The sequence below is a fragment of the uncultured Roseovarius sp. genome (genome assembly GCF_963972555.1).
GTDB lineage: Bacteria > Pseudomonadota > Alphaproteobacteria > Rhodobacterales > Rhodobacteraceae > Roseovarius > Roseovarius mucosus.
The window spans coordinates 40,368-62,021 of sequence record NZ_CAXAUM010000019.1 but is presented as its reverse complement, the minus strand read 5'-3'; the positions used below and the strand labels follow the sequence as shown (position 1 = coordinate 62,021).

Sequence of the window (21,654 nt, the reverse complement as noted above, 5' to 3'; positions counted from 1 at the left end):
TTCCGCGTCCCAGCAACCGCCTCAGCAGCGCCGGTGAAGGGGTATTTACGGTTAGAGGCTCAGACCCGCAACCCCTTTTTTTGGCTTTTGTCATCTTTTTTTCACGAACCCGGTTTTTTACGGAATATTAAGGGGTTAGGGGAAAGATCGGCAAGATTTTCGGTACCTCGCGTAACATTATTACTCACGGAAATTGCGACTCTCTCCTACATCTGGGGTTATCCACAGACTTACCCCCAAAACCCGGTAAATCCGGCCAAGAGCGTCCGACTCAAACCCGACGACTCTGCCGCATCGGTCGCCATCTCAGCCCCAACAGAGCCAGAATCACGGCCAGATAGACCAGCGGTTCGATCTGAAAGCCTTTGCTCAGCCAGATGAAATGCACCGCAGCCAGAATCGCCACCGCGTAGGTCAGCCGGTGCAACGCCCGCCAACGCGGCCCAAGCCGCCGCAGCGACAGGTCATTCGAGGTCAGCGCCAAGGGGATCATCATCAGGAACGCGGTAAAGCCGACCGTCACATAGGGCCGCTTGAGAATATCCACCCATATCTGTGCCCAGATCTGCACATCCAGCACCAGCCAGACCAGCAGATGCAGGGACACATAGGTAAAGGCCAGCAATCCCACCGCCCGGCGAAACCGGATCAGGTTAACGCCCAGATAACGGCGCAGCGGAGTGATGCACAAACCAAGGATCACCAGCTGCAAGGCGACCTCACCCAGCTCCCGCTCCAGCGCCTTGATCGGTTCGGCCCCAAGCCCGCCGGTCAGACCCAGATAGAAGGTCCAGACCGCCGGTACGAGCCCAAGCAACCACACCACCCAGACCGGCACCCGCCGCGCCAACCCGTTGATCCGGTCTTGCATCATCAAAAGTTCTTTTTCAGGTCCATGCCAGCATAGAGCCGCGCCACCTCATCCCCATAACCGTTGAACATGAGCGTGGGCACGCGCGCAGAGAACAGCCCGCCACCAATCTGCCGTTCCGAGGCCTGCGACCAGCGCGGGTGATTCACCTCGGGGTTCACATTACTATAGAAGCCATACTCGCGGGCATTGGCCTTGTTCCAGCTTGTCGGCGGCTCCTTGTCGGTCAGGGTGATCCGAACCACCGACTTGATCGACTTGAACCCGTATTTCCACGGCACGACCAGACGCAACGGCGCGCCGTTCTGATTGGGAATGTCGCGACCATAAATGCCCGTGGCCATGATCGTCAGCGGATGCAGCGCCTCATCCAGACGCAGCCCCTCGACATAGGGCCAGTCGAGCACCGGATAGCGCACCCCCGGCATTTCATCGGGGCGCAGCACGGTCTCGAAGGCCACGTATTTCGCGGCGCTCTGGACGCCCGCCAGATCGAGAAGGTCGGCCAGTTCGAATCCGTTCCACGGCACGACCATCGACCAGGCCTCGACACAGCGAAAGCGATAGAGCCGTTCCTCGATGGTCATCTTGGCCATGATCTCGTCAAAGTCATAGGCGCCGGGACGGTCCACCAGACCGTCGATCGTCACGCTCCAGGGTGACACCGTCAGCGTGCGTGCATTACGAGCCGGATCGCCCTTGTCGGTGCCGAACTCATAATAATTGTTATAGGTGGTGATGTCGTCCCAATCATTGGGCGTCAACGTATCGGCCTGCGTCTCGGCCCGCGCACGCGTTCCCCCAAGGCTGAGGCCCACACCCGCCGCCGCCCCGGCGATCAACTGGCGGCGATTGAGAAACGCCGACTCGGGCGTGACGTCCTTTAGACTGAGGGTGTTTTTCCAGCGATGGGCCATGTCATGTCTCCTATGGGTTCCCCGTATACATATAGAGGCAGACACGGTCCTCGCCAGCACAGGGGTCTTAACGTGCGGTCACAAAGCCGCGTCCGCATTGTAACTTGGCCGGATTTTGTTGAACGCGACCGAGGTGCCATCCGCCTGTACCAGCCGCACATGCCGCCGCCGCATCAGGCGCGGTTCGGCCACGCCGACCGAATGGGCGATGGTCTCAACCTCCTTGATTACCGATTTGGCGTAATTGGCGACCTTGACGTATTTGTCCTCCACCACCAGACCGCGCTGCAAATAGGGGTCATGGGTGGTAATGCCGGTCGGACAGGTGTTGCGATTGCATTTCAGCGCCTGAATACAGCCGAGGCTGAACATAAAGCCGCGCGCCGAGGTGACGAAATCCGCGCCTGCGCAAATCGCCCAGGCCACATCGCCGGGATTGATCAGCTTGCCCGCCGCAATCATGCGAATGCGCTCTTTCAGCCCATAGCGATCCCGCAAATCGACCATGCGCGGCAACGCATCCCGAATGGGCATGCCCACCAGATCCATCAGCGGCATAGGGGCAGCCCCCGTGCCCCCCTCACCGCCGTCAATCGCAATGAAATCCGGGGCGCAATCCGGCCCGCGCGCCATGATCATCTCAAAGAGTGGCTCCCATGCCTCGGACGATCCGATCACGGTCTTGAACCCGACCGGGCGGCCCGTCACCTGCCGGATATGGCCGATTACGTCCAACAGCTCGCCATAGTCATTGATATCGGCGTGCCGGTTGGGCGAAATGCTGTCTTTGCCGATCTCGATCCCGCGAATGGCGGCAATCTCATCGTTGACCTTTTCACCGGGCAGGATGCCACCTTTGCCGGGCTTGGCGCCCTGCGCCAGCTTCAGCTCGAACATCTTGATGCAGGGATTGTCCGACACCTCACGCAGCCGCGCATCGCTCAGATTGCCCAGCGCATCGCGCACACCGTATTTGGCGGTGCCGATCTGATAGACGAGATCGCAATTGCCAACCAAATGAAACGGGCTCAGCCCCCCCTCGCCGGTGTTCAGCCAGATGCCCGCCTTGGCCGCACCCCGGCTCAGCGCCTCGACCGCCGGGCGCGAAATCGCGCCATAGCTCATGCCCGAGATGTTGAAGATCGACTTGGCCATATAGGGAATCGCCGCCGTTGGCCCGATCTGCATTGGCGCCGTGGTTGCAAACTGATCATCCAGCGGCGGAAACACCGCAGGCACAAAGATGGGCGTGCCCGGCACCCCGAGATTACGTGTAGAGCCAAAGGCAATCGTATTGCCAGCCCCCTTGGTCGCATGACTGACCCAATCGCGCTGCGCGCGGTTGAACGGCATCTCCTCGCGGTCCATGGCAAAGAAATACTGGCGAAAGAACTCGCCCAGCTTGGTGAACAGTCCCCGAAACCGCCCGATCACCGGATAATTGCGCCGGATCGCATCGCCGGGTTGCGTTCTGTCTAGGATATAGAACAGCACCACCGCCAGCACGACCGCGCCCAAGGCGAACACGAACAACAGCGCCAGAACCTCTAGGATCTGCGTCACATACCCCATCTGAAAACTCCAATGATCCCGCCCACGCCGTAAGAGGCGCCTTGCGCGCAACCTGCGCCATTCCAGCGCGTCAAACAAGCGTGCAAACGGTGTCTTTGCACCTTGTTTCATCAGATCCGGGCGCGATTCAGGCCTTTCGCCTGCCTCGCGCAGATACGGCGGGAAACCCGGCTCAAAGACCCGCAGCCTACGGGATAATTTCCGCCTCTTCACAAAAACGTGACTGGAATTTTCTGACAGGCCCAGCTTAGCGGGCAGATCCCGCAGGTCAAACCGCATCGGCGGAAACCCCCGGTGAACCAATCCCCGTCCCGTGCCGTACGCCTCACATGATCCCGATCCCGGGGTCGTGAAAACGAACACTTAAACGGAGACGCAAACCATGTTTCGCAGAACCTATCTCGCCCTGACCGCCGCCGCCCTGATGTCCGGCCCGGCCTTTGCCGACAACCACGGCAAGGACATCGTCGACATCGCCGCCGGCAACGAGAGCTTCTCGACGCTTGTCGCCGCCGTGCAGGCCGCTGACCTTGTCGATACGCTCAAGGGCGAAGGCCCCTTCACCGTCTTTGCTCCCACCGATGATGCCTTTGCAGCCCTGCCTGCAGGCACGGTCGAGGACCTGCTCAAGCCCGAGAACAAGGACAAGCTGACCGCAATCCTCACCTATCACGTGGTGCCGGGCAAGGTGATGTCGGGCGATCTCTCGGATGGCATGACCGCCACCACCGTGCAGGGCACCGACGTGACCATCGGCACAACCAATGGCGTAACCGTCGATGGCGCCAAGGTGGTGCAGGCGGACATCGAGGCCAGCAACGGCGTGATCCACGTGATCGACAGCGTCATCCTGCCGAAATAACCACCACTCACGATCGGCAGCGGCGGGGCGGCCCATGGGCCGCCCCGTTTCGTCAGCACGTGTCGCCCTCACTCGAAACCACACCCGTCCCGGGCTTGACCCGGGACCTCGCCCCGGTTCAGAGGCTGGGGCAATGTGCCCCCGATCAGACGAAACCCGCTCTAGACATGCTGCGCGCCGTTGATCTCGATCTCTGTCCCGGAAATATAGGACGACCCCTCGGAGCAGAGAAAAAAGATCGTGTTGGCCACCTCATCGGGTTCGCCCAACCGCCGCATCGGGATGCTCTCGACCAACTTGTCGGTGCCCGGAGACAGGATTGCGGTGCGGATTTCTCCAGGGGCAATGGAATTGACCCGCACGCCCAAGGGGCCGAAATCATGCGCCATTTCGCGCGTTAGCGCCACCAACGCCGCCTTGGACGTGGCATAGGCCGCGCCGGCAAAGGGATGCACGCGGCTTCCGGCAATCGAGGTGACATTGACCACCGCGCCGCGCGCCGCCGCCAGTTCATCTCGCAAACTGCGCGCCAAAACCACTGAGGCAAAGAAATTGACGTGAAACACCTGTCCCCAGGTCCGCAGATCGGTGGTAAAGGTATCCAACCGCTCGCCATTTGGCCCTTTGGGGGAAATCCCCGCGTTATTGACCAGCGCGTCCAGCCGCCCGCCCAGCCGCGCGCGTAACTCTTCGACCTTGGCGATTACGTCATTGGGGTCCGCCAGATCCATCTGGATATGGTTCTCGGCCCCGCCTCCCCAGGGGCATTCCGCTGGAAAAGGCTGCCGCGAACAGGTGATCACCCGCCACCCCGCCGCATTGAACCGCCGCACCGTGGCATGCCCAATCCCCCGACTTGCCCCCGTCAGCAACAGCGTTTTGGTCTCGGACATGCGCCCCCTCTTTCGTTCGCGGGATCCCCTGCGCTCAACCTTAGCGCTTTGCGGCCCGCCCGCAACGGGCCTTGGCACCACCCCGCGCAGATTGTAATGAAGGACGCAACCCCGCGTCGGAGATCAGCATGAAGGCCAGAGACATGAATCGCGACTGGATCGCCACCGCCCGCACCCTCTCCGAGGCGCTGCCCTATCTGCAACGCTACACCGGCGCGATTGTCGTGATCAAACTCGGTGGGCACGCCATGGGCAGCGACGAGGCGATGGAGACCTTCGCGCGCGACGTGGTGCTGATGCGTCAGGTCGGCGTCAACCCGGTGATCGTCCATGGCGGCGGGCCGATGATCAACCAGATGCTCGAAAAACTGGAGATCAAGTCGGAATTCGTGAATGGCAAGCGCGTGACCGACGCCGCCACCATGGAAGTTGTGGAAATGGTCCTCTCTGGTCAGGTCAACAAACGCATCGTGGCCGCGATCAACGGTCAGGGCGGGCGTGCCGTGGGCCTCTCGGGCAAGGATGCAAGGCTCATCACCTGCACGCCCTCGCATCCCGACCTGGGTCTTGTCGGCGAACCGACCGAGATTGACCCCACCATCCTGCACACGCTCTTTGCCGCCGATATGATCCCCGTCATCGCCCCCTTGGGCGCGGGCCACGAAGGCGAGACCTACAACATCAACGGCGACACCGCCGCAGGTGCCGTGGCCGCCGCCCTCAAGGCCGACCGCCTGCTTCTGCTCACCGATATCGACGGGGTGCGCGATGGCGAGGGCCGCGTTGTCACCGAACTCAGCGCCGAGCAGATTCGCCAGATGACCCGTGACGGCGTGATCGCGGGCGGCATGATCCCCAAGACCGAAACCGCCCTTGCCGCCATCGAGGGCGGCGTGCGCGCGGTGGTCATCCTCGACGGGCGCGCGCCGAATGCGACCCTGCTCGAGCTTTTCACCGAACATGGCGCAGGCTCGCTCATCCGGGGGAACAACACCCCCCGTGTGCCCCGCTCCAGCCAGAGCTGAGCCGCGCGCGTGCCCGCCCTGCCCCCGGCGCTCTTTGACCTTGCGGGCGCGCATCACCTGACCGCTTCGGGCGCGCTGCATCTGGCGCCCGATGAGATACCCGGCCTGCAAACCCTCGTGCTGCTCAGCCCCGCCGAGCCGGGCTTTTGGGATCATTTCACCGCCACGCCCGAATACTTGGACGGCACGCGCGACCCGATGAACCGCTGGTCGGCCCGTGTCATCACCGCCATGGCTGACGCGCTCGGGGCCACGCCGCTTTTCCCCTTTTCCGGTCCCCCCTGGCAGCCCTTCACCAATTGGGCGCGGCGCAGCGCCCGCGCCTGGCCCTCGCCCGTGGGCCTTCTGGTGCATGACGCGGCCGGTCTGATGATCTCCTATCGCGGCGCGCTCGCCTTTCGCGACCGCTTTGCCCTGCCACCCTCCGGCCCGCGCCCCTGCGACACCTGCCCGGATCAGCCCTGCCTGCGCGCCTGCCCGGTCGATGCCCTGCGCCCGGACGCCTATAACGTCCCGGCCTGCAAATCCGATCTCGACCGCCCCGGCAATGACTGCCGCGCGCGCGGCTGTGCGGTGCGCCGCGCCTGCCCGCTCAGCCAATCCTATGGTCGCCGCGAAGAACAATCCGCCTTTCACATGGGGTATTTCGGATGAAGACCCTCATTCTGATGCGTCACGCCAAATCCGATTGGGGCGATTCTCGCCTCCCCGACAGCGCCCGCCCTCTCAATGCGCGCGGGCGCAAGGCATCAACCGCCCTCGGTCACTGGCTCCGGGCGCAGAATCAGCACCCCGACCAAATCCTCTGTTCCTCCGCCGTTCGCACACAGGAAACCTGCGCCCGGCTCAAGCTCGACACAGCACCGGACCTCATCGACTCGCTCTATCTCGCCGAAGCGGACGAGATGCTCGCGGTCCTGCGCCGCGCTAGCGGTGATCTTGTCCTCATGCTGGCTCATAATCCCGGCATCGCCGAATTCGCGGTCCTTCTGGTGGCCAATGCACCCGATCACGATCGTTTCGAAGACTACCCAACCGGGGCCGCCCTGTTGGTACAGTTCGACATCGCCGATTGGTCCGCCCTTCAGCCCGGCACCGGCTCTGCGCTGCAGTTCCTCACGCCCCACGACCTGCCATAACGGGCTGATGCAACCGCCCGTCTTTATCGGATCAGAGATCTATCGCGGCTCCTCTTACGGGGCGCGCCACCCGCTCTCGATCCCGCGCGTGCCCACGGTGATCGACCTTTGCCGCGCTCTCGGCTGGTTGCCGCAGTCGCAGTATCGCACCAGCCCCCGCGCCAAGCCGCAGGCGCTGACCCCATGGCACACCCCGGCCTATATCGCGGCGTTACAAGCGGCCGAAACATCCGGTCAGGTTACACCAGAAATCCGCGCCCGCCACCAGATCGGCACGCTCTCCAACCCGATCTTTGGGGAAATGTTCCGCCGCCCCGCCACCGCCGCCGGTGGGTCTCTGCTCGCCACCGACCTCTTGGCCAACGGCGGCGTGGCCTATAATCCCGGTGGCGGCACGCATCACGGCATGGCCGATCACGCGGGCGGGTTTTGCTACCTCAACGACCCGGTGCTGGCGATCAAGGCGTTTCTGGCCCAGGGCCTCAGCCGCATCGCCTATGTCGATATCGACGCGCATCACTGCGACGGGGTCGCGGCGGCCTTTCCCAATGAGCCCCGCGTGTTGATGATCTCCACCCACGAGGCCGGGCGCTGGCCTTTCACCGGCACGCTGGACGACCGCGCGGGCAGCCATGCCATCAACCTGCCCCTGCCCCGCGCCACCAATGACAGCGGCTTTGCCATGGCCCTGCACGAGGTCATCCTTCCCGCCGTGCAGGCCTTCCATCCCCAAGCCATCGTCCTGCAATGCGGTGCCGATGCCGTGACCGAAGACCCGCTGTCGCGCCTCTGCCTTTCCAACAACGCCCATTGGGAAGCGGCGGCGCTCTTGCGCCCGCTCGCCCCGCGCCTCCTCACCTTGGGCGGCGGCGGCTACAATCCCTGGACCGTGGGCCGCCTCTGGTCCGGTGTCTGGGCCACGCTCAACACCTACGAAATCCCCGACCGCTTGCCCGAACCCGCCCGCGCCATCCTTGCGGCCCTCTCATGGACGCGCCGCCCGGCCCTACCCGACGACAGCCTCATCGATACGCTGCGCGACGCCCCGCGCCCCGGCCCTATCGCCGATGACCTGCGCACAGCCGTCCAACATCTGCGCGCACGCCGCAGCACTTGGGTCTGACGAAAAAAGGGGCGGCACGAGCGCCACCCCTTTCATCTGGCCCCAAATACCTCGGGGGAGTCGCCGTCAGGCGACGGGGGGCAGCGCCCCCATCCTTGCGTCAGTGCCCCAGAATCTGGCTCAGGAACAGCTTGGTCCGGTCCGACTGCGGATTGTTGAAGAACTCTTCCGGTTCGTTCTGCTCGACGATCTGCCCCTGATCCATAAAGATCACCCGGTTCGCCACCTTGCGCGCGAACCCCATCTCGTGGGTCACGCAGAGCATGGTCATCCCCTCTTCGGCCAGTTGGATCATCGTATCGAGCACCTCGGAAATCATCTCGGGGTCGAGCGCCGATGTCGGCTCGTCAAAGAGCATGATCCGGGGCCGCATGCACAAGGAGCGTGCTATCGCCACCCGTTGCTGCTGCCCGCCCGAGAGTTGGCCGGGATATTTATTGGCCTGCTCGGGGATCTTGACCTTTTCCAGGAAATGCATCGCCACTTCCTCGGCCTCGCGCTTGGGCGTCTTGCGCACCCAAATGGGGGCCAGCGTGCAATTCTCCAGAATCGTCAGATGCGGAAACAGGTTGAAGTGCTGGAACACCATGCCAACCTCTGACCGGATCTTGTCGATATTCTTGAGGTCATTGGACAGAAGCGTGCCATCGACCGTGATCTTGCCCTTCTGATGCTCTTCCAGCGCGTTGATGCACCGGATGAGCGTGGATTTGCCCGATCCCGACGGACCCGCGATCACGATCCGCTCGCCCTGATAGACAGTCAGATCAATGTCGCGCAGCACGTGAAACGCGCCATACCACTTGTTCATCTTGGTAATCTCGACGGCAACCTGATCCGAGACATTCATTTGTGTTTCTGCGGCCATATCCGTGACCCTCCTTACCGATGATCCGTGCGAAGCTGACGCTCCAGCCACTGGGAATATTGCGAGATACCGTAGCAGGTGATGAAGAAGAGGACGCAGGCAAAGCCAAAGAGCTCCCAATAGACCCCGTTCCATTCGGACGAGGCCAGGATCGGACCCCGGATCATGCCCACGATGTCGAACATCGAGATGACCGAGACCAGCGTCGTATCCTTGAAGAGGCCCACCGCCACGTTGACGATGCCCGGAATCGAGATCTTGAGCGCTTGCGGCAGAATGATCAGCTGCATCGCCTGCGCATAGTCCAGTCCCAGACTATCCGCCGCCTCGTATTGCCCGCGCGGCAGCGCGGCGAGCCCCCCCCGGATCACCTCGGCGATATAGGCCGAAGAGAACATCGTGATCATGATGATCACCCGCAGGATCAGGTCGAAATTCGTCCCCGGCGGCAGGAAATATGCCAGCACCACATTGGCCACGAACAAGAGCGTGATCAGCGGCACACCGCGAATGAACTCGATAAAGACCACGCAGATCCACTTGATGATCGGCATGCTCGATTGCCGCCCGAGGGCCAGCAGGATGCCCAGGGGCAAGGACAGCGACACACAGACCACCCCCAGCATCAGGTTGATCATGAACCCGCCCATATCGCGCGAGGCCACAGCCTCAATCGCCAGCACATTTTCCATCGGCGCGGTCACATAGCCCGACAGAATCCAGAAGACGAGCGCCGCCACGAACGCGACGATCACGGCAATACCAGCGTTGACCGTCACCATGCGGCGATAGACGAAGGCACCTACCAGAACGCCCAAGAGGGCAAAGATCGGCACCATCAGGGACCCGCCCCAAATCAGCCAATAGGCAACGAACGGGTAAAGCCCGGTAAAGATCAGCATCTTGCGCGGGAATATCTTGCCAAAGAGCACCGGTGCAGCAGCAATGAACAACAACAAGAACGCCAGACCCGGACGCCAGTATAGCTCGGATGGATATTTGAACCCGAACAAGAGCTGGTTCCAACGCTCACTCAGCACCGCGAAACAGGCCCCGGTCTTGCCATCCAGAATCTCTCGACAGGCCGACAGGCTCGGGCTGTCCCAGACCCCGTTCAGAAACCACGGTGTCGCCGAGATAACAATCTGAAACACCACATAGGCCGACACAATCGTCAGCAACGCATTGCCCGGCGAGGAAAACAGGTTCTCACGCAGCCATTTGATAGCGCCGGTTTGCGTCGCGGGCGGCGGCGCTTCGGGCAGCATGTGCTTGCGCACAAAGGCGAATTGATCACGGGACATGCTCAACGCTCCTTCAGCTTGATCGAGTTGTTGTAGACGTTCATGATCGCCGAAATGGCGAGGCTGATCGTCAGATAGAACAACATCAGCATCAGCACGCATTCAATCGCGCGCCCCGTCTGGTTTAGCGTGATCCCCCCCAAGGTGCCGGTCACATCCATGTAACCCACGGCAATCGCCAACGAAGAGTTCTTGGTCAGGTTCAGGTATTGCGAAATCAGTGGCGGGATGATCACCCGCAGTGCCTGCGGCAGGATCACCAGGTTCATGATCCGCTTGGGCCGTAGGCCAAGCGACGCCGCCGCTTCCGTCTGCCCCTTGCTTACCGCCTGAATACCCGCGCGCACGTTTTCCGCGATGAAGGCGCCGGTATAGATCGCCAGCGCGAACCACAGCGCGATCAAAGAGCCGCGAATATGAAGACCGCCATCAAAGTTGAACCCCTTGAGCGCCGGGTATGCAAGGCTGATCGGCTGACCAAGCACAAAATAGATCAGCACCGTCGGCACGAACAGGATCACCAGCGAGGGCCAGCCCATCGGCAAGAGCCGCCCGGTGTCATAAAGCAGCTTGGTCGCATACCGGCGATAGGCAAAGACGCCGATCACCGACGCAAGGAATGTCAGAACCACCACCAGCGATCCCGGCCCCCAGACGGGCGCGGGCACATAGACCCCCCGATTGGTAAAGGCGAAGGCATCGAACAGCATCGACGCATCCGGGTTCTCACCCCGAAACTGGTTGGGCGCGGGCATCACCGCCGTCATCACGGTAAATATGATGAGGATCCAGATCAGCACCGGGATGTTGCGAAAGATCTCGACATAAAAGGCCATCAGCTTGCGCACCAGCCAGTTGGGCGAGAGCCGCAGCACACCGGCCGTGACCCCGAAAACCGTCGCCGTCGCACAGCCCAGAAACGCCACGATCAACGTGTTGATCACCCCCACCACCGAGGCGCGCAAGTGGCTCGACTGACTGTCGTACTCGATGGGCCGCTGGTTGATGTCGTAATTCGCGGGGCTGCTCAGGAAGTCGAAAGAAATGTTCTGCCCCTGCGCGGCCAGATTGCTGACAAGGTTGGCCCCAAGATAGCCAAGCAGCAGCATCAACAAAACAAGCGCGATGAATTGGAAGGTGTAAGAGCGATACCGCGTATCGTAAATCAGCATAGATAGCTGAAACGACGCCTTAGGAGGGTCGGTCATCGTTGTCATCTGGGATTTTCCCTGTGTTTCAACCCGGATTTTTATCGGCATCTCTGCCGTGGGCCGATTTTTAAGTGGTCTTAAGGTGAAAAGGGCGCGGGAAGTATCCCGCGCCCCTCGTCAGGTTCGCTTAACGGAACGGCGGGGCATACATGATGCCGCCCTGCGTCCACTGTGCGTTCAGACCACGGGCCAGACCGATCGGGGTCTTTTCGCCGATGTTCTTTTCAAAGATCTCGCCGTAGTTGCCGCCGACGGAAATCGCGCGCTTGGCCCACTCGTTGTCGAGGCCGATCATCGCACCCAGTTCACCTTCGGTGCCGAGGATACGGTTGATCTCCGGGTTTGCACCCGGTGCCGCCGACAGCTCGCCGATATTGGCCGAGGTGATGCCCATTTCTTCGGCAGCGACCAGCGCGTAGAACGTCCAGCGCACAATATCACCCCAGTCGTTGTCGCCATGGCGCACCAGCGGGCCCAGCGGCTCTTTCGAGATGATTTCCGGCAGGATCACGTGATCCGTCGGGTTCTCGAACGCGGCGCGGGTCGATGCCAGACCCGACGCATCGGTCGTGTAGGTATCGCAGGCACCTGCCAGATACTGCTGCTGACCTTCGGCGTTGGTCTCGATCGGCACCGGCTCATAGCTGATGTTGTTGGCACGGAAGAAATCCGCAAGGTTCAGCTCGGTGGTGGTGCCTGTCTGGATGCAAACCGTCGCGCCGTCCAGCTCCTTGGCAGAGCTGACACCCAGCGACTTGGGCACAAGGAAACCCTGACCGTCATAGTAGTTCACGCCGACGAAATCGAACTTGAGGTCGGTGTCGCGCGAAAAGGTCCAGGTGGTGTTGCGCGCCAGCATGTCGATCTCGCCCGAGGCAAGCGCGGTAAAGCGTGTCTTGCCGGTGGTCGGCACGAATTCAACGGCATTGCCATCGCCCAGCACGGCAGCGGCAACGGCACGGCACACAGCCACGTCAAAACCTTCCCAAACACCGTTTGCATCGGGAGCGGCAAAGCCCACGAGGCCGGTGGTCACACCACAGTTCAGCTTGCCGCGGGCCTTCACGTCATCCAACGTGGCAGCCGCAGAAGCGCCAGCCGCAAGGCCGGCCACCGTCAGCGCGCCCAAAAATACGGTTTTTTTCATGTTTACCTCTTCCTGATTATCCGCCCTTAAAGAGCGGTTTGTCGGGCCAATCGGCCCATTGTGACACTGTTGGCAGGGCTTTCACCCCTCTCAGTGACGCCAAGTTTGTGTGGATTCATCACGAAACGTCAAGTCTTTGTTCACCAAACCCTATGTGGAACACCGGCCAAACCCGCCCTTGCCGTTGCGTCAGCCACCCAGCGATCAGATTGCCCGATCCTTGCGCGAAAGATCATAAAACCGCTTGGCGTGAATAAAGTCAGATTGTTTCCTGGCCGCCATCTCTTCGGCCTCTTCGTCGCTACCCCATTGCTCTGCCTGCCAGGTTTCATCCACCCGCGAGAGGTTCCAGAGCGTTTCTGCGGGGTAAAACCCGTCCAGCGCGGCAAAACCGATCACAAGCGAGCCACTCAGGCTCACAAGATCGTGAAATGCGGTCAATGCCCATATATCAAGGGCGTCAACATGCGCCCGCAACCGCGCCAGCGCTGCCGCATCCTGCGGCACATGCACCACGCCCTCAACCACAAGTAGCTTCGCAGACAGGACCGATTCGGTCCAATCCAGGAGCGGATTCCACGCCTTTGCCTGTTTTTCGATCAGTTCCACGGGGCCGGTTGCCCGATAACAGATCAGATCGCTGTCGCCATAGGCCGCCAGCATCTCTGCCACCTCGGATTTCTGCCGCGCCACCTTGTCGATGGCGGCATTGGCAGACCGGGTATAGGGCATCGTGCCGGGGTCGATCTTGCCCTCCTGCGCGTCCCACTCGGCGGCAATCGCCTCGGCCAAGACCCGCGTTGGCACGATCAGCGCGGCCTTGGCCGGGGTGCGCACCGCGCGCCCATCCAGGCGCACACCAAATCCGCCTTCCTCCTCGACAACCCCCGCCTCTTTCCAGAACCGCTTGGCTTTCCATTCGCTCATCGCCTACCCCCAAACCCGCGCAATCGCCTCGGGCAGCGCCCGGAAATCCTGCACGATTTCGCGCGCAGCCCTCAGCGCGTCAGGCCGGTGATAACCCCAGGCTACACCAATGCCCGCAATCCCCGCCGCCTGCGCCATCTCCATATCGAAACTCGTATCGCCCACCATCACCGCATGTTCCGGCAACACCCCGGTTTCTGCCAGCGCGGCGCGCAGCATCGAGGGATGCGGCTTTGACGGATGATGGTCCGCCACCTGCCGCGTGACGAAATACGACCGTAGGTCATGCCCATCCAAAAGCTTGTCGAGTCCCCGCGCCGATTTGCCGGTGGCCACGCCCAGCAAGGTCTCAGGCACCGCATGCAGCGCCTTGAGCGTATCGAGCGCATGCGGATAGAGCGGAGAGGACGCTTGCACGCCAGTCTCTAATCGCAATCCCATATAGGCCTCTTTATACCACGCCACGATGCGCGCCTGCACATCGCCGGGCAGGTGCGGCGCCAGACGCGGGATCGCCACATCGAGCGACAGACCGACAATGCTCAGGATCATCTCGCGCTCCGGTGCAGGCTCTCCCGCGCGATCAAACGCGGACCGCATCGCCGCCAGAATATCGCCTTGGCTATCTACCAGCGTGCCATCGACATCAAAGATCACCAGACGCAAGGGACGGCTCATGCCATATCCTCGAGCGGATCCTCCGGTGCCTCGGACGGCACCCATTGAAACAGGTCCCATGTCCGCGCCATATGCTCGGGCAAGGGGGCGGTGACATGCAGGATGGCCTTGGTCACAGGATGCTCGATCTTGAGCGATCGGGCATGCAGATGCAGCTTGCGGCTTACATCGCCGCCCAGTTGCGCGCCCCAGCCATCGCCAAGGTTCTCCTGCCCTGATCCGCCATATTTGCCATCGCCGACGATGGGATGCCCGATCTCGGCCATATGCGCGCGCAGCTGATGTGTCCGCCCCGTCACCGGGATCAGCGCCATCCACGCCGTGCGCGCGCCCGCCGCCTCGATCACGGCATAATCGGTGGTCGCGGGCTTGGCACCCGGCGTGGCGTCAATGTCGCGCGGATGCAGGCAGAGCATCTTTTCGCCCTCGCCCTTGGCCCCATGGCCCGGCGCCTTGACCAGACCAAATCGGATCGTGCCCATGCGCGGCGTGGGCACGCCCGCCACGGCCGCCCAGTAAATCTTGCGCGTGTTGCGATGCCGGAACGCCGCCGTCAGGCCCTTGGCCGCCTCGCGGGTGCGCGCCAGAAGCAATACGCCCGACGTATCCTTGTCCAGGCGATGCACCAGACGCGGCTTGTCCTCGGCGCCAAAACGCAGCGCCTCCGCCAACCCGTCCACATGCCGCAACTGCTTGCTGCCGCCTTGCACCGGCAGGCCCGGCGGCTTGTTCAGCGCAATGATGTGATCGTCGCGATAGATAACACAGGACTGGATCATCTTGGCATCCGCCGGGCTGATCCGCGCCAAGGCCCCCGTGGGGCGCTCATCGACATCGGGCAATGGGGGAACACGCACGCTCTGTCCCACTTCCAGCCGCGTCGCCGGTTTCACCCGCCCGCCATCAACCCGCAACTCGCCCTTGCGACACATCTTCTCGATCTGCACTTGGCCGACATGCGGAAACAGCCGCCGGATCCACCGGTCCAACCGCTGATCGCCCTCATCCGGTCCAACAACCCGCGTCTGCACACCGCTCATGCGAAAAACCCCCGCGCCAACCAGACGCCCAAAATCAAGGCCCCGATGGACAATCCCACCGACAGGCCGACATATCCCAAAGCCGCCATCGCCTGCCCTCGCTCCCAGAGTGTGAAGGCTTCGAGCGAGAACGCCGAAAACGTCGTGAACCCACCCAAGAGGCCGGTCATGACCAAGGGGCTCATCTGCCCTGTCCCCCGCTGCGCAAGGATCACTACCGCCAGCCCCATCAGGAACGACCCGACGATGTTAACACCGAGTACGCCCACCGGGAAACCCGGCGCGGTCCAACGCTGTGCCAAGAGCACCACGCTGTAGCGCAAGCAAGAGCCGATCGCGCCTCCTACGGCCACCTGAAGGAAAGCTGTCATCATGCCCGCGTCTGTCGCGCGCGGATGGTGGTTTGTCAAGCGCGCCACCCGGTCTAGCAGCGCAAGGCACCAGACCTGCACAAATTCGCCCGATTTTGTAAGGTTCGTAAGCCGACGCTCAGCCCGCCCCACGCCGCGCCCAGCGCAATTGCGCCTCGGTTTCCACCGCGCAGGGCCGGATATGGCGCAATCGCTCCAGCGCCGCCTCAGGCTCCTCACCCTGCGCAATCATCAAGCGCAGCGCCACCATTCCCGACCGTCCGCAGCCCCCCCGGCAGTGCACCAGAACGCGCCCGCCCCCGGCCAGAGCGCGGGAAATATCGTGACTGGTCTTAATCCACGCCTCGATCTGGCTAGGGTCCGGCACGCCGAAATCCGGGATTGGAAATGCCACCCATCGGGTCCCAGCCTCCTGCACGTCATTGCCTAGGGTCTCGGCCCCCGCACTCAACATCTCGGCGGGCGTGGTCAGGGATACCACCATGGCTGGCTTCCAGTCACGGATATGCGCGAGGTCGGCGGCATAGTTCCCCGCCGCCCCCGGCAAGGGCGCCAGCGCCAGAGTGCCCCCGCCAACCCGCAGGGCGTAGATGATGAAATCACTCACGCAGCCAACACCTTGATCGCAATTTTCCTCTGCCTGCCTTCAGCTTTGTCATATCGCTCGCAAAAAGCAAGGTGGACGCCTCCGCCCCCCCGCCTTACGTTACAGGCGTATCCGAATCCCGCAAAGGCACCCCATGTCCGACACCCCAACTCCCGGCTATCAGGTTCTCGCGCGGAAATACCGGCCCGAAACCTTTGCCGATCTGGTCGGGCAAGACGCGATGGTGCGCACCCTCAAGAACGCATTTCAGGCCGACCGCATCGCGCAAGCCTTTATAATGACTGGGATTCGTGGCACCGGCAAAACCACGACGGCCCGCATCATCGCCAAGGGCATGAACTGTATCGGCCCCGATGGGCAGGGTGGCCCCACGACCGAGCCTTGTGGCCAATGCGAACATTGTCGCGCCATCATGGAGGGCCGACATGTCGATGTGATGGAGATGGACGCGGCCTCCCGCACCGGCGTGGGCGACATCCGCGAGATCATCGAAAGCGTGAATTATCGCGCGGCATCAGCGCGTTACAAGATCTATATCATCGACGAAGTGCACATGCTCTCGGTCAATGCCTTCAACGCCTTGCTCAAGACGCTGGAAGAGCCGCCCGCGCATGTAAAGTTCATTTTCGCCACCACCGAAATCCGCAAGGTGCCGGTGACGGTGCTGTCGCGCTGCCAACGCTTTGACCTGCGCCGGATCGAGCCCGAGGTGATGATCGCGCTGCTGCGCCGCATCGCCGACCGCGAGGGCGCGCAGATCACCGATGACGCACTGGCCCTCATCACCCGCGCGGCAGAGGGCTCTGCCCGCGATGCGACCTCTTTGCTGGATCAGGCAATTTCCCATGGTGCGGGCGAAACCACGGCGGATCAGGTCCGCGCCATGCTCGGGCTGGCGGACCGGGGCCGGGTGCTCGACCTCTTCGACATGATCCTGCGGGGTGACGCGGCTGGCGCGCTCTCCGAACTCAGCGCGCAATATGCCGAAGGTGCCGATCCGCTGGCGGTCCTGCGCGACTTGGCCGAGATAACCCATTGGGTTTCCGTTGTAAAAATCACCCCTGACGCAGCCAACGATCCCACCATCGGCCCGGACGAGCGTGCACGCGGGCTGGACATGGCCGCATCGCTGCCAATGCGCGTGCTCACCCGGATGTGGCAAATGCTGCTCAAGGCGCTGGATGAGGTCGGGCAATCGCCCAATGCGATGATGGCTGCCGAAATGGCGGTGATCCGCCTCACCCATGTAGCCGACCTGCCAACACCGGAGGACCTCGTGCGCCGCCTGCAAGACGCGCCGCCCACCGGACCCGGCAGTGGCGGGGGCGCACGCCCTCAAACTGCTCCGAACCAAGCCACCCATGCCCAAGGCCAAAGCTACACGCTTACCCATTCCGGCCCGACTGGCCCCGTGTCACAAGGCGGCGCCTCGCCCCTTCTGGCCCAAGACCCGGAAGAGGCGCTGGCGCGCTATCCCACCTTCGAGCATGTGCTGGAGCTCATTCGCGCCAATCGCGACGTGAAACTCCTTCTTGAGGTCGAGGGCTCTATCCGCCTTGCCAATTACCGCCCTGGCCGGATCGAATTCACCCCCACGCCAGATGCCCCCGGTGATCTGGCGCAGCGTCTCGGCGGCGCACTGCAACGCTGGACCGGAAATCGCTGGGCCGTAACTCTCGTGAATTCGGCCACAGCCCCCACCATTCTCGAGGCGCGCCACGCGGCCGAGGATGCAGCCGAGACCGAGGCCCGGCAACATCCGCTGGTGCAGGCGGTATTTGCTGCCTTTCCACGAGCCAAGATCGCTCGCGTTAAAACGGTCCAAGACATCGCAACCCACGCCGAGACCGAGGCTCTGCCAGAGGTTGAGGATGAATGGGATCCGTTTGAAGAGGACTAAACCGCGCCGCTCTTGCCTGTCGCCATTCCCCTGCAGATATGTTTAAAGACAGCATCCTCATTCCATGGCCCGACCCGAGGGCCAAAGCCACAGGAGATCACAGCATGTTCAAAGGTTTGGGCCAGATGGGCGACATGGCCAAGATGATGAAGGCCGCGCAGGAAATGCAAAAGAAGATGGCCGCGTTGCAGGAAGAAATGCACACGATCATGGTGACGGGTGAATCCGGTGCCGGTCTGGTCAAGGCGACCTGCTCCGCCAAGGGGGAGCTCAAGGCGCTCGACATTGACCCCTCTATCTTCAACTCCGATGACAAAGAGGTCGTCGAGGATCTGATCCTCGCCGCGATCAAGGACGCACAGGCTAAGGCATCGGCCCGCGCCCAAGAGGAAATGGGCAAGATCACCGAAGGCATGGGCCTGCCCAAGGACATGAAGTTGCCTTTCTGAGACGCTGTTTCTTTTTGGCCTAAATACTCAAAAACACCAACGCCTGTCCCCTGAGCGGAGCCAGAGATTGAGCAGCACCCGCGACATAGACGCCCTCATAGACATGATGGCCCGCCTTCCGGGGCTTGGCCCCCGGTCGGCCCGGCGCGCAGTTCTACACATGATCCGCAAGCGCGCATTGTTGCTCTCGCCTCTGGCGCGGCTGATGCAGACCGTGGCGGATACGGCGCGGGAATGTGCCACCTGCGGCAATATCGGCACCACCGAGGTGTGCGACATCTGCACCAATACCAAACGCGCCAATGGCCAAATCTGCGTGGTCGAGGATGTGGCCGATCTTTGGGCGATGGAACGTGGACAGTCCTTCAAAGGGCGGTATCATGTGCTGGGCGGTACACTCTCGGCGCTGGATCAGGTTGGCCCCGAGGTTTTGCGTATTCCGGCCCTGATGGCGCGGGTCGAGGCAGAGGAAATCACCGAGGTGATTCTGGCCCTCAATGCCACGATCGAAGGGCAGACCACCGCGCATTACATCGCGGATCAGCTTGACGGCAAAGTCACGCTTACGTCCCTCGCACAAGGTGTTCCCATTGGCGGCGAGTTGGACTATCTCGACGACGGCACGATCAGCGCGGCCCTCGCGGCCCGCAAGCGTCTGTGACCCGCCCTGATCTTTACGCGCTCCCAAGTCGATGAACCAATATTCAAAGCCATGTCGCCACTGACCTTGATCCTGCTCTATCTTTTGGCCCTCAACCTGCTCACGCTGGCGCTGTTCTGGTGGGACAAGCGATGCGCCATTGAGCGGCGCTGGCGCGTGCCCGAGAGCACGTTGTTGACACTCTGCCTGATCGGCGGATCGCTGGGGGCCAAGACCGGCCAAGGCATCTTTCGCCACAAGACCCGCAAGGAACCGTTTCGCACCTCGCTCAATGCCATTGCGGTGCTGCATGTCGGGTTTCTCGGGGCGCTCGTCCTCCCCGAATTTCGCGCCTCGGTCATGAACATTCTGACAGAGGCCACCAGCTATGTCCTCGGCCTTGCCGCCAGCTTGATAGCCGCAGCCTAACCGCCGTTCACAAGAAAATGGCCCGGAGTTTCCTCACGGGCCATTCGAACATTTGCAAAAATTTCCGGCTCAACGGCGACGGCGGCCACTGTCCTCTTCCTCATCGTCGTCATCATCCGAGGCCGGCAGGTTAAAGAAGCTGTCTGCGTCGTATTTCTTTTCACGCACTTCCGGGTGGTAATCCTGCCCGAGGGTGAAATTCTCCAACCCTTCCATTGCCGTCGGCATGCGCGGCTCGAGATCAGCCTCGAGGCTCTGCTCGGTGCTCAAGAGCTTGCGACGCTCGTCATCGGTCAGCGCCGCCCCCTCCTTGGCCTTTTTCGCCGCGGCCTTTTGCACAGCGGCATCCAGCTCGGACTGTTTGCACAGGCCGAGCGCCACGGGGTCGATCGGTTGGATGCTGCCGATGTTCCAATGTGTGCGCTCGCGAATCGCCTGAATGGTCGGCTTCGTCGTGCCCACAAGGCGCGCAATCTGGCTGTCGGCCAGTTCGGGATGGAACTTGACGAGCCACAGGATCGACGCGGGGCGATCCTGCCGTTTCGACAGCGGAGTGTACCGCGGGCCCCGCCGGGTCTCTTCACCTTGGGCAGCGGCATTGAACTTGAGCTTGAGCTTGTGTAGCGGGCTTGCTTGGGCGCGGTCGATCTCGTCCTGCGTCAACTGATTGTTGGCAATCGGATCAAAGCCTTTAACACCTGCGGCCACATCGCCATCGGCGATCCCCTGCACTTCCAATTCGTGCATGCCGCAGAAATCTGCAATCTGCTTGAAACTGATTGTCGTGTTGTCCACCAGCCAGACAGCTGTGGCCTTGGCCATGATCGGCTTTGACATTTCTCAGGTCTCCTTTACCCAAAACTTCCCCGGCGCCTGAAAGGCGGTTCCGGCGGGCCGGAACGGGTTTCCATTGTAGGGGAACTTGGCGGCCTTATACTGGCCTTGCCGATAAAATGAAAGACCTAAGAATGCGTGTGTCCGTTGCCTTGTTTCTTTGCCTTTTCTTGCTGCCCTTGTCCGCTGCCGCGCAATCCCACCGGTCGGGCGTCTTCGATTACTATGTACTTAGCCTCAGTTGGTCGCCGACCTGGTGCGCGCTTGAGGGCGATGCGCGGGACGCGACACAATGTGACGATGCCGCCGATACCGGCTGGGTTCTGCATGGGCTTTGGCCGCAGTATCATCGTGGCTGGCCAGAACATTGCCAAAGCGCACATGCGCCCCCCACCCGCGCCATGACCCGCGCGATGGAAGATGTGATGGGAAGCGCGGGCCTTGCCTGGTATCAATGGAAGAAACACGGCTCGTGCTCGGGGTTGAGTGCCGCCGACTATTTCGCGCTGTCGCGCGTGGCATTTGACCGTGTCACCCGGCCAGAGGTATTTCGCAAGCTCACCAAACCAGTGAAACTGCCCGCCAAGGTGGTCGAAGAGGCGTTTCTCAAGGCCAATCCGGGGTTGGAGCCTGACATGCTGACCATCACCTGCCGCGAGGGACGCATCCAAGAGGCGCGGCTTTGTCTTTCGCGCGATCTGACCCCGGTGCCCTGCGGCGTCGATGTTGTGCGCGATTGCGCCATGCGCGACGCGCTCTTTGATCCGATCCGGTGATCATCCCGCATCGCCCCTTGAACCCCGCCTGCAATTCCTGAATGGTCGCGCCAAACGCGCGCATCAGACGG

24 protein-coding genes are annotated in these 21,654 nt (G+C 62.1%); 10 read left to right on the top strand and 14 right to left on the bottom strand.

The genetic code is table 11. The annotated features are described in order from the left end of the window. Window positions 1-271: 271 nt before the first annotated feature. The 3 genes from msrQ to AACZ65_RS15630 form a co-directional block, all read right to left on the bottom strand. The gene (gene msrQ / locus AACZ65_RS15640; protein ID WP_339672382.1) at window positions 272-874 is read right to left on the bottom strand and encodes a protein-methionine-sulfoxide reductase heme-binding subunit MsrQ; all 603 of its coding nucleotides are present in this window, start codon (window positions 872-874) and stop codon (window positions 272-274) included. Next, window positions 874-1,788, bottom strand: coding sequence for a protein-methionine-sulfoxide reductase catalytic subunit MsrP (gene msrP, locus AACZ65_RS15635; RefSeq protein ID WP_339672380.1), 915 nt, complete (start codon window positions 1,786-1,788; stop codon window positions 874-876). Before msrP ends, msrQ begins: the two co-directional genes overlap by 1 nt. Before the next feature lie 78 nt (window positions 1,789-1,866). Beyond that, window positions 1,867-3,360, bottom strand: coding sequence for an FMN-binding glutamate synthase family protein (locus AACZ65_RS15630; protein ID WP_339672378.1), 1,494 nt, complete (start codon window positions 3,358-3,360; stop codon window positions 1,867-1,869). 382 nt (window positions 3,361-3,742) lie between these two features. Between AACZ65_RS15630 and AACZ65_RS15625 the strand changes: the two genes are divergently transcribed. After that, entirely contained in the window at window positions 3,743-4,222 is a 480-nt protein-coding gene (locus AACZ65_RS15625; protein WP_339672376.1) for a fasciclin domain-containing protein, read from the top strand. A 161-nt stretch (window positions 4,223-4,383) separates the two neighbouring features. Here the strand turns inward: AACZ65_RS15625 and AACZ65_RS15620 are convergent, their stop codons facing one another. Beyond that, window positions 4,384-5,115: an SDR family oxidoreductase gene (locus AACZ65_RS15620; RefSeq protein WP_339672374.1), complete on the bottom strand. Its 732-nt coding sequence runs from the start codon at window positions 5,113-5,115 to the stop codon at window positions 4,384-4,386. 128 nt (window positions 5,116-5,243) lie between these two features. Here AACZ65_RS15620 and argB point away from each other — a divergent pair, with 128 nt between their 5' ends. The 4 genes from argB to AACZ65_RS15600 are packed head-to-tail and all read left to right on the top strand — an operon-like array spanning window position 5,244 to window position 8,402. Then, window positions 5,244-6,140 carry an acetylglutamate kinase gene (gene argB / locus AACZ65_RS15615; RefSeq protein WP_037273184.1) on the top strand — a complete coding sequence of 299 codons (897 nt, stop codon included), beginning with the start codon at window positions 5,244-5,246 and terminating at the stop codon, window positions 6,138-6,140. A 9-nt stretch (window positions 6,141-6,149) separates the two neighbouring features. Further along, window positions 6,150-6,794: a ferredoxin gene (locus AACZ65_RS15610; RefSeq protein ID WP_339672371.1), complete on the top strand. Its 645-nt coding sequence runs from the start codon at window positions 6,150-6,152 to the stop codon at window positions 6,792-6,794. Further along, a complete protein-coding gene (locus AACZ65_RS15605) occupies window positions 6,791-7,279 on the top strand; it encodes a histidine phosphatase family protein (protein WP_339672369.1) in 489 nt (162 codons plus the stop codon). The genes AACZ65_RS15610 and AACZ65_RS15605 overlap by 4 nt, the downstream gene beginning before the upstream one ends. A gap of 7 nt (window positions 7,280-7,286) precedes the next feature. Further along, complete coding sequence (locus tag AACZ65_RS15600) at window positions 7,287-8,402, top strand: acetoin utilization protein AcuC (RefSeq protein WP_339672367.1); 1,116 nt, start codon at window positions 7,287-7,289, stop codon at window positions 8,400-8,402. Between the two features lie 100 nt (window positions 8,403-8,502). Here AACZ65_RS15600 and AACZ65_RS15595 read toward each other — a convergent pair whose 3' ends face one another. The 9 genes from AACZ65_RS15595 to AACZ65_RS15555 form a co-directional block, all read right to left on the bottom strand. Next, a complete protein-coding gene (locus AACZ65_RS15595) occupies window positions 8,503-9,270 on the bottom strand; it encodes an amino acid ABC transporter ATP-binding protein (RefSeq protein WP_008281687.1) in 768 nt (255 codons plus the stop codon). Between the two features lie 14 nt (window positions 9,271-9,284). Then, complete coding sequence (locus tag AACZ65_RS15590) at window positions 9,285-10,574, bottom strand: amino acid ABC transporter permease (RefSeq protein WP_037273175.1); 1,290 nt, start codon at window positions 10,572-10,574, stop codon at window positions 9,285-9,287. A gap of 2 nt (window positions 10,575-10,576) precedes the next feature. Beyond that, on the bottom strand, window positions 10,577-11,791 hold the full coding sequence (locus AACZ65_RS15585) for an ABC transporter permease subunit (protein ID WP_037274004.1): 1,215 nt from the start codon (window positions 11,789-11,791) through the stop codon (window positions 10,577-10,579). 121 nt (window positions 11,792-11,912) lie between these two features. After that, window positions 11,913-12,932, bottom strand: a complete 1,020-nt coding sequence (locus AACZ65_RS15580) for an amino acid ABC transporter substrate-binding protein (RefSeq protein WP_037273172.1) — start codon at window positions 12,930-12,932, stop codon at window positions 11,913-11,915. Window positions 12,933-13,136: 204 nt separating this feature from the next. Further along, window positions 13,137-13,859 (bottom strand): ATP12 family protein, encoded by a 723-nt coding sequence (locus AACZ65_RS15575; protein ID WP_339672362.1) that lies wholly within the window; start codon window positions 13,857-13,859, stop codon window positions 13,137-13,139. Between the two features lie 3 nt (window positions 13,860-13,862). Next, a complete protein-coding gene (locus AACZ65_RS15570) occupies window positions 13,863-14,537 on the bottom strand; it encodes an HAD-IA family hydrolase (protein ID WP_339672360.1) in 675 nt (224 codons plus the stop codon). Next, a complete protein-coding gene (locus AACZ65_RS15565; protein WP_339672358.1) occupies window positions 14,534-15,577 on the bottom strand; it encodes an RluA family pseudouridine synthase in 1,044 nt (347 codons plus the stop codon). Before AACZ65_RS15565 ends, AACZ65_RS15570 begins: the two co-directional genes overlap by 4 nt. Further along, complete coding sequence (gene crcB, locus AACZ65_RS15560) at window positions 15,574-15,951, bottom strand: fluoride efflux transporter CrcB (RefSeq protein ID WP_339672356.1); 378 nt, start codon at window positions 15,949-15,951, stop codon at window positions 15,574-15,576. Before crcB ends, AACZ65_RS15565 begins: the two co-directional genes overlap by 4 nt. Before the next feature lie 115 nt (window positions 15,952-16,066). Further along, the gene (locus tag AACZ65_RS15555; protein ID WP_339672354.1) at window positions 16,067-16,555 is read right to left on the bottom strand and encodes a protein-tyrosine phosphatase family protein; all 489 of its coding nucleotides are present in this window, start codon (window positions 16,553-16,555) and stop codon (window positions 16,067-16,069) included. Window positions 16,556-16,688: 133 nt separating this feature from the next. Between AACZ65_RS15555 and AACZ65_RS15550 the strand changes: the two genes are divergently transcribed. The 4 genes from AACZ65_RS15550 (at window position 16,689) to AACZ65_RS15535 (ending at window position 19,973) form a co-directional block, all read left to right on the top strand. Then, on the top strand, window positions 16,689-18,455 hold the full coding sequence (locus AACZ65_RS15550) for a DNA polymerase III subunit gamma/tau (protein ID WP_339672352.1): 1,767 nt from the start codon (window positions 16,689-16,691) through the stop codon (window positions 18,453-18,455). 104 nt (window positions 18,456-18,559) lie between these two features. Further along, window positions 18,560-18,904: a YbaB/EbfC family nucleoid-associated protein gene (locus AACZ65_RS15545; protein ID WP_037273999.1), complete on the top strand. Its 345-nt coding sequence runs from the start codon at window positions 18,560-18,562 to the stop codon at window positions 18,902-18,904. Window positions 18,905-18,971: 67 nt separating this feature from the next. Then, window positions 18,972-19,565, top strand: coding sequence for a recombination mediator RecR (gene recR, locus AACZ65_RS15540; RefSeq protein WP_339672350.1), 594 nt, complete (start codon window positions 18,972-18,974; stop codon window positions 19,563-19,565). A gap of 51 nt (window positions 19,566-19,616) precedes the next feature. Beyond that, window positions 19,617-19,973, top strand: coding sequence for a DUF1294 domain-containing protein (locus AACZ65_RS15535; protein WP_339672348.1), 357 nt, complete (start codon window positions 19,617-19,619; stop codon window positions 19,971-19,973). 69 nt (window positions 19,974-20,042) lie between these two features. Here the strand turns inward: AACZ65_RS15535 and AACZ65_RS15530 are convergent, their stop codons facing one another. Then, window positions 20,043-20,810, bottom strand: coding sequence for a cell cycle transcriptional regulator TrcR (locus AACZ65_RS15530; RefSeq protein ID WP_037273155.1), 768 nt, complete (start codon window positions 20,808-20,810; stop codon window positions 20,043-20,045). A 131-nt stretch (window positions 20,811-20,941) separates the two neighbouring features. Between AACZ65_RS15530 and AACZ65_RS15525 the strand changes: the two genes are divergently transcribed. Further along, complete coding sequence (locus tag AACZ65_RS15525) at window positions 20,942-21,583, top strand: ribonuclease T2 (protein WP_339672345.1); 642 nt, start codon at window positions 20,942-20,944, stop codon at window positions 21,581-21,583. Window positions 21,584-21,654 lie beyond the last annotated feature (71 nt).

Bases quoted from the DNA above. Each gene is read 5' to 3' on its own strand.
- msrQ (WP_339672382.1), bottom strand. From the start codon at position 874: ATGATGCAAGACCGGATCAACGGGTTGGCGCGGCGGGTGCCGGTCTGG.
- msrP (WP_339672380.1), bottom strand. From the start codon at position 1,788: ATGGCCCATCGCTGGAAAAACACCCTCAGTCTAAAGGACGTCACGCCC.
- AACZ65_RS15630 (WP_339672378.1), bottom strand. From the start codon at position 3,360: ATGGGGTATGTGACGCAGATCCTAGAGGTTCTGGCGCTGTTGTTCGTG.
- AACZ65_RS15625 (WP_339672376.1), top strand. From the start codon at position 3,743: ATGTTTCGCAGAACCTATCTCGCCCTGACCGCCGCCGCCCTGATGTCC.
- AACZ65_RS15620 (WP_339672374.1), bottom strand. From the start codon at position 5,115: ATGTCCGAGACCAAAACGCTGTTGCTGACGGGGGCAAGTCGGGGGATT.
- argB (WP_037273184.1), top strand. From the start codon at position 5,244: ATGAAGGCCAGAGACATGAATCGCGACTGGATCGCCACCGCCCGCACC.
- AACZ65_RS15605 (WP_339672369.1), top strand. From the start codon at position 6,791: ATGAAGACCCTCATTCTGATGCGTCACGCCAAATCCGATTGGGGCGAT.
- AACZ65_RS15600 (WP_339672367.1), top strand. From the start codon at position 7,287: ATGCAACCGCCCGTCTTTATCGGATCAGAGATCTATCGCGGCTCCTCT.
- AACZ65_RS15595 (WP_008281687.1), bottom strand. From the start codon at position 9,270: ATGGCCGCAGAAACACAAATGAATGTCTCGGATCAGGTTGCCGTCGAG.
- AACZ65_RS15590 (WP_037273175.1), bottom strand. From the start codon at position 10,574: ATGTCCCGTGATCAATTCGCCTTTGTGCGCAAGCACATGCTGCCCGAA.
- AACZ65_RS15585 (WP_037274004.1), bottom strand. From the start codon at position 11,791: ATGACAACGATGACCGACCCTCCTAAGGCGTCGTTTCAGCTATCTATG.
- AACZ65_RS15580 (WP_037273172.1), bottom strand. From the start codon at position 12,932: ATGAAAAAAACCGTATTTTTGGGCGCGCTGACGGTGGCCGGCCTTGCG.
- AACZ65_RS15575 (WP_339672362.1), bottom strand. From the start codon at position 13,859: ATGAGCGAATGGAAAGCCAAGCGGTTCTGGAAAGAGGCGGGGGTTGTC.
- AACZ65_RS15570 (WP_339672360.1), bottom strand. From the start codon at position 14,537: ATGAGCCGTCCCTTGCGTCTGGTGATCTTTGATGTCGATGGCACGCTG.
- AACZ65_RS15565 (WP_339672358.1), bottom strand. From the start codon at position 15,577: ATGAGCGGTGTGCAGACGCGGGTTGTTGGACCGGATGAGGGCGATCAG.
- crcB (WP_339672356.1), bottom strand. From the start codon at position 15,951: ATGATGACAGCTTTCCTTCAGGTGGCCGTAGGAGGCGCGATCGGCTCT.
- AACZ65_RS15550 (WP_339672352.1), top strand. From the start codon at position 16,689: ATGTCCGACACCCCAACTCCCGGCTATCAGGTTCTCGCGCGGAAATAC.
- AACZ65_RS15545 (WP_037273999.1), top strand. From the start codon at position 18,560: ATGTTCAAAGGTTTGGGCCAGATGGGCGACATGGCCAAGATGATGAAG.
- AACZ65_RS15535 (WP_339672348.1), top strand. From the start codon at position 19,617: ATGTCGCCACTGACCTTGATCCTGCTCTATCTTTTGGCCCTCAACCTG.
- AACZ65_RS15530 (WP_037273155.1), bottom strand. From the start codon at position 20,810: ATGTCAAAGCCGATCATGGCCAAGGCCACAGCTGTCTGGCTGGTGGAC.
- AACZ65_RS15525 (WP_339672345.1), top strand. From the start codon at position 20,942: ATGCGTGTGTCCGTTGCCTTGTTTCTTTGCCTTTTCTTGCTGCCCTTG.